Origin of the sequence: Arcanobacterium phocae (genome assembly GCF_900105865.1) — a bacterium.
In the GTDB taxonomy this organism is placed as follows: domain Bacteria; phylum Actinomycetota; class Actinomycetes; order Actinomycetales; family Actinomycetaceae; genus Arcanobacterium; species Arcanobacterium phocae.
On record NZ_LT629804.1, the window covers coordinates 1118031 to 1130420 of the forward strand.

Sequence of the window (12390 nt, forward strand, 5' to 3'; positions counted from 1 at the left end):
CACCTAAGTCGGGAAGAGAATCGCGTAGGGCGTAGTTTTGCTGCGTTAACGACCCTAATTAACTCTCTAAGATACGGAAGTCTTGACGGACTTATTGCGGTGTACCCCAAAATATGTGGGAGGCGAAAGATAACATTAGAGAAGGTCGAATTCTTGATATTCCAGTAGAGAAGGTTACTTATGCAAAGCTTAGTAGTTGATTCTTCGCATGATGCGGTAATTAACGCGTGCCGAGATGCTTGTAACTCTCATCATGCCGGGCGAGCATTCTCTGTTTTAGGTGCTCCGGGAACCGGGAAAACAACGGTTCTGCAGCGCTGTGTAAGAGCGGTCTTGGACACAAAGCCTGATGCTCGAATAGCAGTTCTTTCACCTGATCGGCGTGCCGCAGGAGAACTACGCAACGATATCGTGAAGCAATTTTCGGCCTTAACTGAAAACGTCAGAGTGCGTTCGGTAACTGCTTTTGCTTTTTCTATTGTTTCGGAATACGCCCAAGCGATTGGCCGCAAAGAGCCTGAGCTACTATCGGGACCGGATCAAGACGCCGTCATTCGAGACGTCATTGACATAGCCACTCGTTATTACGCGGATGATGGAGCCTTAGGAACCGTGCAGCCCGAGATCGCAAAGCTCGAAGCTTTTCGCCGTGAATATAGAGATCTGCTGACGCGTTCTGCAGAACTAGGCATAACAGCACAACGCCTGCGCCAGCTTAGCCAAGAAAACGATAATATCTCCTGGGCTATCGGAGCAGACTTGATGGATGAGTATGAAAAAGCGCTAGCTGTCCAAGCTGGTAGTGGCCGCGGGAATCCAGATCGTACTGATCACGCCCGGATAGTCACGCAAGCAGCAGCACTACTGCAACAATGGGATATAGACCCAGACGGAATAATACAGCGCAAGCGCCCGGTATGGGACTGGGTGATTATTGACGATATCTCGAACTGTACCCTAGCACTTCGTCACCTACTAAGGGTTTTACAAGAATATGGAACACGAATCTTGGTGTTTGGCGATCCAGATGTTGGAGTACAGGGATACAGAGGCGGTATTCCAGCCCTCCAGACTCTACTCGAGCGGTCCTCTGCGCAGCGCGGTTTAGGTGCGCAGCGGTTCGTATTAGAGCACCATTATCGTGGCGGTGGTGATACTACACTGATAACTAAAAAGCTGACTGGGGCTATTCACGTCTCTGGTTCCGGAGTGCAACGTAAAGCGGATTATGAGGGGGCTACTCCGTGTCAGATAACTGGTCACATTCTTCTCAGTGAACATGACGAGATTGCTTATCTTGCAACCAAAATACGACACTTGCATGTCGATCAAGGAGTGCCGTATTCGCATATGGCTGTTATTACGCGCTCGCGGTCTAGCCATAGCAGTTTGCGGCAGGCATTTTTAGATTACGGTGTTCCTGTTCAACCGCTACCAACAACTACACCGTTGCGTTTTAATCCCGTTGTAGCTGACTTGCTTTTGCTCATTGAACAGGTGATTGATGCGAGCAGTACTGATCTCTCGGTAGAAGGCATTCGGCGGCTACTAACCGGTCCACTTTTTGGGCTGACTTCTGTTGAGCTTTCTTCCATCCTTGGACAAATGCATGGCTGGGAGATAGCAGCTGGCGGTCATCGCACGGGCGATCGACTGCTGCTATCAGTGTATGATTCTGATCCGATTTCTCCAGCCGCGCGTATCCCCGAATTGGATCCAGCGCGCTCAGCTATCGCCAAAATTCGTGAAGCACTACGTCATACATATACGGCAGAAGAAATCTTGTGGGTTGCATGGGAAAGCATCGGCAAAGCCGAATACTGGCGTGATCTTGTTTTGAACGGTTCCGAAGGAGCTGACCAAGCAAATCGTTATCTTGATGCAGTGATTCAGCTCTTTCGGATAGCACAACGATTAGCTGATCGAGATCCTGCTAACGCTGGGATTACAGATCTATTGCGGGTGTTACAAGAACAAGAAGTGCCGGAAGACTCAATTGCACGGACATCTTCGTATGAAGGCATTATGCTGACAACTCCGAATGCAACTATAGGGCGGACGTGGAATCATGTTTTTATTTCACAACTCAACGATGGAGTATGGCCTAATCTTCGGTTACGAAACCCATTGACGCGAGTACCGGAGCTTGTTTCAGCAATCGTTGGTAGCGAGCTTGCGGGGCGCTCTGTACCTGCAAAACAACGGGTAGAAGATGTCGTCGACGACGAGTTGCGGATGCTTTTGTATGCAGTGTCGCGTGCAACTGACGGGATCGAAATAACCTGTGTGAATGGTGAGGATACGTTACCGTCTCGGTTTATGTCTTGGCTTTTCCCGGATAACTCGCCGTTGTTGATGCGACATGAGAAAGCTACTATTGCGCTAGACAAAGCGACTTTTGTTGGACAACTCCGCCAGGCTGTTCGGCGTGATAACTCAGAGTTAGCGGATCAAGCTCACGAATACTTGGATCGCTTAAGTGACCTATTCGGCCACCATACGACGAACCGAATTTGGGTTGACGAAATCGAATACAGTTCCCTCGAATCCAGCGACACTACAGTACGAATTTCCCCGTCAGCAGTAGAAAATATTCTGTCATGTCCACTCCGTGGTGTATTGGATTCGGCTCACGGGCAAAATCTCGCCAACTCGGTATTAGCTCAAGTCGGAACGCTTATTCATCAAATCGCTGAAGAAACCGTGACGCCAGATAAAGATAGCATGACTGAACGGTTCGAAGAAATGTGGGAATCACAAGACTTTGGAACAGAGTTAGAAGCCCAACAACTCCATACACGGGCCTTAACTATGGTGGATAAACTCTATGCTTATTTGGTGCAACACCCGAGCAAAGCCTTGCGCGAATTATATGCCAGAGTGGAGCGTGATGATTTAGTCGTATCGGGCAAGATCGATAGGTTGGAGTTCCTTGATGCCGACGGGCAAGAAGTTCGAGTGGTTGATTTCAAGACTGGTAAAGCTAAACCTCCGAAAGATGAAAGTGACAAAGTTCCGCAGTTACTTATATATCAGTGGCTGGTAGAACAAGGTGGTCTAGTAATGCCTGAGGGATTAGCTACTCCAACAATAAGCCGTGGTGCCCAGCTAGTTCATATTGGTACACCAACTAAGAATTATGGACTGACAGAACAAAATGAATTAGATGATGAACAGCGCAACGCTATTGAACAAATGATTGAACAAGTAGCCCAGACACAACGATCACAGTCTCTTGCTGCTCTCCCAAGCCAAGAGTGCCGTATATGTACTTATAAAACGATGTGCCCGGCGCAGGAGGGGAAACGTATTTTTTCATGACTAGTTACGAACAATTTATTGAAACGGATCAGTTCCCACCAACTGAAGAACAAAAGGCAGTTATTACTTCAACTCATCGGGCGACTTTGGTGATTGCAGGAGCCGGATCAGGCAAAACGGCAACTATGGCGAATCGAATTGCTTGGCTGCTAGCCTCCGGTCAAGCTCAGCCGCAAGACATTCTTGGACTTACTTTTACACGGAAAGCTGCTGGTGAATTAGCTGACCGTGTAAATCGGAAGATTGCTGAAATATCGGCGCGAGGGTTGTTCAAGCATGAGCCAACAGAAAACGACGTTGCTAGTGAAGTTGTGGGCCCAGATGCTGAATCTCGCGTGAGGGAGACAATCAACCGTGAAGCTTCGCGCACGCACGCCTACTTCGAACGCCCAACAATCAGCACGTATAATGCATTTGCCTCAAATATTGCGACTTCTTATGCGATGCTTATTGGTGAAGACCCAGGTGCCCGATTGATGAACGAAGCTGAGCGTTATCAGCTGATGTTTGACATTGTTGCACACAGCGCCATAGATGATGCGCTTGCGGACAAATCTATTGATAGCCTAACCGATGCAGCTTTGAGTTTGGCTGCTGGACTTATCGATAATGATGTCACTGTTGACGAGGCCCATCGGTTCCTTGAAGAAGAAGCGCAAGCAGTCGACGAAGTTCTCTCGCCGCGGCTATCGCCTAAGTCGGCTCCCGATAAGGGGTCTATGGAGCGTGTCCAATACGATCGAGCAAAAACTGCCTTCACTCGTAAATCAATAGTAAAAAGTCTGGAAGCTCGGGTACATCTTCTAGAATGTGTGCGGCTTTATCAAGAACAAAAAAAGAGCCTAGGGCTGATTGAATTTGCAGATCAGGTTTCGTGGGCTACTCGTATTTTGGAAAATGTTCCGGAAGTAAGGACAACACTTGCCACGAAGTTTTCCGTCGTATTGTTAGACGAGTACCAAGACACGTCGGTCAATCAGGCGCGCTTCTTGCACGCTGCTTTCGGACAAGCGCAGTCGGTTACTGCAGTGGGAGATCCTAACCAAGCAATTTACGGATGGCGTGGGGCATCTGCAAATGCCTTTTCCGATTTCATCCGTGATTATGAAGTCCCGCAATCAGCTCGCTTATCCTTATCGCAAGCTTTTCGTAATGCCACCACAATTCTGGATGCAGCCAATCGTATAACTCAAGGAAAGCTTTCTTATGAAGGGCTTTCTATAAAGAGTTTACGGCCACGTTCCGGAGCTCCAGCAGGTGAAGTAACGCGGATACATCGGCATTACGCTCGTGATACCTACAAGGCGCTAGCGCAACGTTTATCCGTTGAACTAAAGAAAAAACATGATGGACGTTTTCCAACCGCAGCGGTGCTGGTACGGAACCACAGCTTTGAAAATGACGTTATTGCCGCGCTCGAAGAATATGATGTCCCGTTCGAGGTTATCGGAGGACAGTCAAGCATTGTTCGGCCAGAAATTCGTGCCGTTCGTGCCTTGCTGACCGTTGCAGAGGATTCTCAACGGAATGATCAGCTCATGTATTTGTTCAATTTCTTTGGTATAGGAATAGCTGATATACGAGTCTTTTCTGATTATGCTGTAGAGCATACGCGTCAAGAACAAGATTTCCTGCTGAACCATATTTCGGCCAAGTCCAGTACAGATATCGATACCCGCTCACTGCGTGAACAACTAGGTAGACCGAACGTGAGCTTAGTGTCTGAGCTTCTTGCGGGTAATGAAATCAGCAATATGAGCGCTGAAGCTCAGCAACGAATCGAGCATATCCGCTCTTTAGTTGTTTCTATACAACAAGAACGTCAGCGCGGTATAGAACATCTAGTGTCAAGTGCCATTAAAAAATTAGACCTACCAATTTATGCTGCTACGCGAGTAAAAGGTTCGGCGAGCATACAAGCAGCACTAGCGAGTTTCGTGAAGCTAGCTGGAACTTACGCCAATAATAATCCGTTGGCTCGTATTGGTGGCTTCTTGTCGTGGATCGATGCGATAGAAAGCCATGAACACAGTGGAGAACTGTCGACTGCTGCTGATGCGTCAGTTGGATATGAGATTGAGCCTAGCGCCGGCGTCGTCCAAATCCTCACGGTTAATGCTGCTAAAGGTTTAGAGTGGGATATTGTTGCTATTCCGGAACTGGTAAACAAGCGATTTGATTACCAGAAGAATCGGTATCCTTTCTGGCATAAACAGCTCGGTATGTTTCCTTTTCCGCTACGTGCCGATAAGGAGCATATTCCACATTTTAGTGTCCAAGATTATTTGGATATTGATGATGCACAAATGCGCAAGTGCCAAGCTTTAGTAGATTACGGCTTCTATGATAAAAGTATTCGTTCCTACGCTGGCGATGAAGAACGTCGTCTCGCCTACGTTGCTGTCACACGACCCCGTACGATTTTGATGTTGTTAACCTATGATTTCAAAGATCCAGCAGACGCGCTCAAACAATACCAGTCTGTCATGAAAGATACTGAGGACAGCACTGACACAAGTATCGAGCCAGGTAATCAATCAGATAGTGAACCGATATTTTTCGTCAATACATTCATTTCAGATTTGGAAGGTAGCACTCAGCAGGACGAACACTATCAAGAACCGTTTGTGTCGCTTGAAGAAGTAAGTCACTGGGGACAAACTCAGGGATTCTCTATCGAAGATAGTGACGCATTATCGCATGGAGAAGAATCAGCAGAATTCATATGGCCTGATAGCGTGGACCGATCCGTCGAGGCACGATCAGGAGGATATCCATTTGCTGACATAGATATCGAGCCCATCTTAGAAATGTGGAAAGCTACGTATGAACGACTTCGTCAGGAATATATGCAGGATGGTCTAGGTAACCGCGTGGAAAGAAACTATCTCACTGCCTCTGACGTCGTGTCTCTGATGAACAATGCGGATCAATTCTATCGTGATCAGCGCCGGCCAATTCCGCAACCTTCAACCCGTGCTAGCAGGACAGGTACCAGTGTTCATGCTGCCATCGCAGCACATTTCAACGCCCCATTAACGCTAGATATTGACTCTGTATTAGACGTCAGTCAGATGCCAATTGATATAGATACAGATCTGTCAGAGATAGATGTCGAATTGTTCCGTACGCGTTTCGAGAAATCGCGTTTTGCAAGTCTGCCGCCGCTAGCTATCGAGCAAGCACTCGAAGTTTATGTGGCTGGTTTTCCAGTGCGGTGTGTAATAGACGCAGTTTTTGACACCTCTGATGATCCGCATTCCAAACCAGTCACTATCGTTGACTGGAAAACTGGCAAACGTCCAGCACTGGAACAGCTTCATTCGCGTGAGCTACAGCTAGGTCTCTACCGACTTGCTTGGGCAAAGTCGCACAACATTGACTTAGCTAATATTGATGCGTGTTTCTATTACCTAGGAGAAAAAGATCCTTCTCGCAGAGAGGTCCATGCTGGTGAACTGAGCGAAAAAGATATCGAGCAGGCGATTGCGCAAGCACTCATAGCGGGGCAGGGTGCTATAGAATAGCTGCGCTTTCGTCGTCGTCCCCAGTATGGAAACCAGCTTCAGAGGCATCCTCGATAGGTAGATCAGTATCTACGCTGTCCACTTCCCATACTGGGCCAGGCGCGAGATCAGGATCGGCGGATATCTCTTCTGCTAGTTCATTCATCATTTCTTTAGCTTCGTGAATGATGGAGTGATCAGAATTCCGGACACCAAACATAAGCCAACGGGCGAGTGCAATCTCACTCAACAGTACTGTCCGAGTGAAGAAATGTTCGTCGAGATCATCCGCAAGGGAATTACGGTAAGATTCTACGATTGCATCAAACAACGATTCGTCGATGCCAGACATGAGTAATGCAAAGTCATAGGCCGGATCGCCCACGTGTGCTTCTCCGAAACCGAGAACACAACTGACATGATCCTCGGACCATAAGATGTTGTCTGGCGCAATATCGCCGTGAACAACGCGGGGAGTGAAAGACCATAACTCAGTATTTTCTACGGCGTTTTCCCAACGACGGTTCAATATCGCAGGAACAGATCCGGTAGCATTTGCATCGGTCAGTTCAGTGAGTAGCCGCTTCCGAACAGTTTCAGAATCGTATGCCGGCATCCCAGCATCAGTAATGGTTGCGGGGTCTAGCTGATGAATTGTCGCTAAAGTTCGCCCTAACTCATGTGCCTGGTCGATTGTTAGGCTATCAAAATCGAATGTTTTCCCCAACGGCTGGGGATAAACAATTGCTCTGCCGTTAGTGAGGGGCGCGAATCCAGCCGGGCGCATAACATCAAACGGTAATTGGCCCTGGCGTAAGCGGTCCACTAACACAGGAGACAGTCCAGCCTCAGCTTCAATCACGGTGGAAGCGTGAGAATTTCGAGGAACCTTCACAACCCAATGTTTGCCGCGTGAATCTAGAACTCCTCCGAAGATGAAATCTGGAGAAGATGAGTATGGTCCACGAATAGATACAGCATTCAACCCGTCTACTGCGACGACGGCGAGGGCAGCTAAATGATAAGGCGACATTTTCATACTTCCACGGTATCTATTTTTCTTGTACTATTCCCAACCCACACGCCTCTTACCACAAAAGTCACGAGTAGCGTTTCAGTTATCCACACCTGTGGATAACGAGCAAAAGCGATAAAAACATTTAGGTAGATTAGTAATAGGAAAACCGCGATAGGGGAAAGTATGGACGATTCGTTACGGCCTCAGAGATGGCTTGATGAACGCGTGCGTGAGCTTGTCCGATCAACCGGTATCGACCCGCAGGAAGATTTGGGAGGGTTGGACAAGCTTATTGAACAAGCCTGCAGTGAATATGAGGCACTTGCTATCGAGGGGATAGTGCCACCACTTACCCAATCTCGGCGTGTTATTCAACAATTGCGTGATGACATTGGGGGATTCGGTCCTATCCAGCGGTTAATTGACGATCGTGACGTTGAAGAAATTTGGATTAATGAACCCGGTAAAGTGTTTGCAGCGCGTGGCGGGCGCAGTGAGTTAACAACTATTGTGCTTACTGATCAGCAGGTTCGCGACTTGGTCGAACGAATGCTACGAGCCTCAGGTAGACGGTTGGACTTGTCGAGCCCATTTGTAGATGCCGCATTGCATACTGGAGAACGACTTCATGTAGTTATCCCGGATATTACTCGTGCCCATTGGTCAGTAAATATTCGCAAGTATGTGATTAGGCCGAGAAGATTACATGAACTGGTGAGCTTGGGCGTTTTAACAGCTTCGGCAGCGCAGTTTCTCGATGCGGCAGTTGATATCGGCCTAAACGTTTTGGTTTCAGGCGCAACTCAAGCTGGCAAGACGACGTTTCTTGGGGCTCTTTTAGGTGGAATTAACGCGAATGAACGGATAGTTACTGCCGAAGAAGTCTTTGAACTTAATCTTTCGCATCGTGATGTTGTGGCGATGCAGACCCGACCGCCTAATATAGAAGATCGGGGTGAAATCACGTTGCGGAGGCTCGTCAAGGAAGCTCTTCGTATGCGTCCAGAGCGTATTGTCATTGGTGAAGTGCGCCAAGCGGAAGCATTTGATTTGCTTATTGCGCTGAATTCCGGCATTCCGGGAGCGTGCACGCTTCATGCCAATTCCGCACGCGAAGCAGTGTCAAAAATGTGTGCGTTACCATTACTGGCGGGCGATAATGTTACAAGCAATTTTGTTGTGCCAACAGTCGCGCGGTCGATTGATCTAGTTGTCCATTTACATCGCGACCGACGTGGTGTCCGTAAAGTCCGTGAAATTCTTGGTGTCACTGGGCGGGTAGAAGGCGCAACCGTAGAAACTTCCCATATTTTTATTGATGAGGGGTCAGGGCTTAGGTACACCAATGGCGATATCCCGGGGCTGGACCGTTTTGCGGCAGCCAACTATGATGTGATGGAGCTGCTAGGAGTCCGCTCATGGGATTTATAGTTGGCGCGGTGATAGGCCTTGGCTTTTGTATTGTTGTTCAGTCATGGCGCAATCCGCATCCGCTCGTTCTTTCACGGTCGATCGTGATGGCATGTGGTGGGGCGGCCCTAGGGAGCATTGTCGGAATCGCCGTTTTCCCAGTCATTCCTATTGTTGTTTGCTGCGCGTTAATCGGCGCTGTGGCTCCGTATCTAGTAAAACAGGCACGGATCAAACGGCGTGATACGCTCCGCCGTGAGTCATGGCCCGATGTTCTTGACGACGTCGTTTCTTCTCTCCGAGCGGGTCTATCTATTTCGCAGTCGTTAGCCGTGGTAGGACAACGTGGGCCAGAGCTTATGCGCGAGCCGTTCGTTCGATGCGCTCGTCACTTGAGAGCGCACGGCCGGATAGGCGGAGCATTGGACGAATTAAAAGAGGAGTTTCAAGATCCGATGGCCGATCGAGTTATCGAAGCTATGAGGCTGTCGCACGAACTGGGCGGCAGGGATCTGGCCGCGTTGCTGAGCCAACTGGCAAGTACCGTGCGTGAGGATAATAGGGCTCGCGGTGAATTACTGGCACGCCAATCGTGGACCGTCAATGGTGCTCGATTAGCAGCTGTGGCACCGTGGCTTCTCTTGGCCATCTTTGCCACACGTCCGGGAACTATAGAATCCTTCAGTTCTCCAGCTGGGATAGCAGTGCTGTGCGTGGGCGTGATTGCAACGGTTGTAGCGTACGTTTTGATGCTCAAGCTCGGCGAGTTGTCTCCGGATGTAAGGATTTTCATTTCTTCACATCTCAAAGAGGAGTCGGTAGCATGATTGGATACGGAATATTGGGAATGGTGATCGGTGCCGGCTGTTTCAGTATTGTGATCGGACTCTTTACCCCGCGCAGGTCTCTTGCTTCACGAATCATGAATCACGTTGCTACTCGAGACCAATACCGTAAACGAGTATCTTTAACAGCTCAGATTGTGCCGTTGCTCGTTCGCAGCGTGGAATCGTTAGGATCTTCGCGGGCGTCTGTAGCCCGCAGGTTAGCAATTATCGGGGAACAAAAAGTTGCTGATTTCCGACTTGTTCAAGCTCAGTGGGCAGGGGGTGGGTTAGTGCTCGGAGCATTGCTTGGAGCGTTGAGTATAAGCCGAGGATTCTCTCCGTTGATGGTTATAGCTTTAGCGATTTTTGGAGCAGTTTGTGGCGCTTTATGGGCTGATTCTCGGTTAACAGCGACGGCGCAAGCAACTTCCCGCATGCTCACTCGCCAACTTCCTGACGTTATCGAGCTCATTGCACTTGCCGTGTCTGCTGGAGAAGCTGTTAGACCAGCTTTGGAACGAGTCGTTAGATTAGGGCAAGGACCATTAATCGAGCATTTACATATCACGTTATCCCAGGTTCATGCCGGTTCGCCGCTGTCTCAGTCATTAACTGATCTAGCGATCCGAACCAATAATCGTAATGTTTCTCGTTTCGCTGATTCGTTGATTAGTGCGATGGAACAAGGTGGCGGACTCGCACAGACATTGCATAATCAAGCTCGTGATGCTCGTGATGCCTCGCGTCGCGAGTTACTTGAAGAAGGTGGAAAAGCCGAAATATCGATGATGATACCGGTAGTTTTCCTTATTTTGCCGATCACTGTTCTCTTTACGATTTTCCCTGCACTGCAGCACCTGAATTTTGGATAACACGATAAGAAAGGACTAATAAATGTTCATCTCAAGATTGAAGATTCGAGAACATATTGTTTTCGCCGGTACGAAGTGGCATGCGAGAGAACGTGGCGATGTTCCCGGTTGGGTAATGATAACGCTCATGACGGCGGCGCTGGTGGTTTTACTATGGTCAGTAGTAGGACCGGCTTTGACCTCGCTTTTTGAAAACGCTATTAGCCGAATCACCGAAATATCGTGACCGTGCGGCGAGTGGAATCCGGTAACGCCGTCGTCGGCTTTGCTGCAACTGTTGGTCTACTGATGCTTGTCACAGTAACTGTGATGAGCCTAGGGTTGACGTGGTATGCGCGTGAAGTAATGAACGATTCTGTTGCTATCGGCGCTCGAATTGCAGGGCTGAATGGTGCTACAGAAACCGTTGCGCGTGACCGTACGGCAGAACTAATAACGACGACGTTGCCGGATTCCTTTGCTGACGACATTTCAGTTAGGTATGGCTCTCGATGGGTCGAGGTTACTGCGCGTGCTCCGGCTCCAGTTTTAGGTTTAATACTGCCAGTATCTATCGAGGTGAAGGCGCGTGCTCCGATTGAGTAGAAATCGATATCAAACGCTTGGCGGGGACGACCTCAAGAAAGAAAGTGGTAATGTCCTTGTTGAATTCGTTGGCATCATCATTGTGATAATCGGTCCGGCGCTTATTCTCTTGATGGGACTAGGAACCGTTATGGGGGCACAATTTGGTGTTGAAGCTGCCGCGCGTGACTCAGTGCGGGAACTTGTGCGTTGCTCAGGCAGCGACTGCCAGGAACAGGCGCAACTCCAGGCACGCGCTATTTGGGAAAGTCGTGGACACAGTGAAAATATAGATGTGATTGTTTCATGTTCGGCGTTCCCTTGCCACTTGCCAGGAACAACCATTAGCGTCACCGTTGCTACTCGAATAGAGATACCTAGCATGGGTTACGAGGTACCAGTTAGTGCTAGCTATTCAATGACAGTAGACTCTTTTCGGAGTTTCCATGGATAACCGCGAAGAAGGCAATCTTCTTGTTCTCGGATTGGGAATATGGATGTTCGTCATGATGCTTGTCCTTATTATTGGGGCAAGTGTGCATCTGCACAATGAACGTAAAGATCTTCTGGCTCATGCAGATGCGAGCGCGCTGGCACTTGTGAATGAGATATCAAATAATCAGTACTATACCGGACAAGCTATTTCATACGATGAGCAAGAAATAGTCACGCAAGCACGTGCGCGCGTTGCGTCGACGGCTGATAAAGTGTCTCATCCAACGGGAGTTGTCGGCGACAACGTCGTCATTACCTTGTGTCGTACCGTGGAAGTACCATTCGTGCCACGGATCCTGTCTATGTTCCAGAGTGTGGAAATGTGTGCAACTTCGTCTGCTCGGCTGCGAATAGAAGTGGAATAATAGCGTAGACTT

General features: G+C 48.7%; 10 protein-coding genes. 9 read left to right on the plus strand and 1 reads right to left on the minus strand.

All coding sequences use genetic code 11. The features are described from left to right. Nucleotides 1-180: 180 nt before the first annotated feature. Both BLT51_RS04885 and BLT51_RS04890 read left to right on the plus strand, forming a co-directional pair. Nucleotides 181-3321, plus strand: a complete 3141-nt coding sequence (locus tag BLT51_RS04885; protein WP_091280549.1) for a UrvD/REP family ATP-dependent DNA helicase — start codon at nt 181-183, stop codon at nt 3319-3321. Beyond that, a complete protein-coding gene (locus BLT51_RS04890; RefSeq protein WP_091280550.1) occupies nt 3318-6848 on the plus strand; it encodes an ATP-dependent DNA helicase in 3531 nt (1176 codons plus the stop codon). The genes BLT51_RS04885 and BLT51_RS04890 overlap by 4 nt, the downstream gene beginning before the upstream one ends. Here BLT51_RS04890 and BLT51_RS04895 read toward each other — a convergent pair. Beyond that, nucleotides 6838-7866: a phosphotransferase gene (locus BLT51_RS04895; RefSeq protein ID WP_091280553.1), complete on the minus strand. Its 1029-nt coding sequence runs from the start codon at nt 7864-7866 to the stop codon at nt 6838-6840. The genes BLT51_RS04890 and BLT51_RS04895 overlap by 11 nt on opposite strands. Nucleotides 7867-8028: 162 nt before the next feature. Here BLT51_RS04895 and BLT51_RS04900 point away from each other — a divergent pair, with 162 nt between their 5' ends. The 7 genes from BLT51_RS04900 to BLT51_RS04930 are packed head-to-tail and all read left to right on the plus strand — an operon-like array spanning nt 8029 to nt 12378. Continuing rightward, nucleotides 8029-9276, plus strand: a complete 1248-nt coding sequence (locus BLT51_RS04900; protein ID WP_091280555.1) for a CpaF family protein — start codon at nt 8029-8031, stop codon at nt 9274-9276. After that, a complete protein-coding gene (locus tag BLT51_RS04905; protein ID WP_091280557.1) occupies nt 9264-10082 on the plus strand; it encodes a type II secretion system F family protein in 819 nt (272 codons plus the stop codon). The genes BLT51_RS04900 and BLT51_RS04905 overlap by 13 nt, the downstream gene beginning before the upstream one ends. Continuing rightward, on the plus strand, nt 10079-10954 hold the full coding sequence (locus tag BLT51_RS04910) for a type II secretion system F family protein (protein WP_091280558.1): 876 nt from the start codon (nt 10079-10081) through the stop codon (nt 10952-10954). The genes BLT51_RS04905 and BLT51_RS04910 overlap by 4 nt, the downstream gene beginning before the upstream one ends. Nucleotides 10955-10976: 22 nt before the next feature. Beyond that, nucleotides 10977-11180, plus strand: coding sequence for a hypothetical protein (locus tag BLT51_RS04915; protein ID WP_091280561.1), 204 nt, complete (start codon nt 10977-10979; stop codon nt 11178-11180). A 2-nt stretch (nt 11181-11182) separates the two neighbouring features. After that, nucleotides 11183-11539: a pilus assembly protein gene (locus BLT51_RS04920; protein WP_157672910.1), complete on the plus strand. Its 357-nt coding sequence runs from the start codon at nt 11183-11185 to the stop codon at nt 11537-11539. Next, a complete protein-coding gene (locus tag BLT51_RS04925) occupies nt 11532-11972 on the plus strand; it encodes a hypothetical protein (protein WP_091280565.1) in 441 nt (146 codons plus the stop codon). Before BLT51_RS04920 ends, BLT51_RS04925 begins: the two co-directional genes overlap by 8 nt. Next, nucleotides 11965-12378, plus strand: coding sequence for a hypothetical protein (locus BLT51_RS04930; RefSeq protein ID WP_091280567.1), 414 nt, complete (start codon nt 11965-11967; stop codon nt 12376-12378). Before BLT51_RS04925 ends, BLT51_RS04930 begins: the two co-directional genes overlap by 8 nt. The last annotated feature ends 12 nt before the right edge of the window (nt 12379-12390 follow it).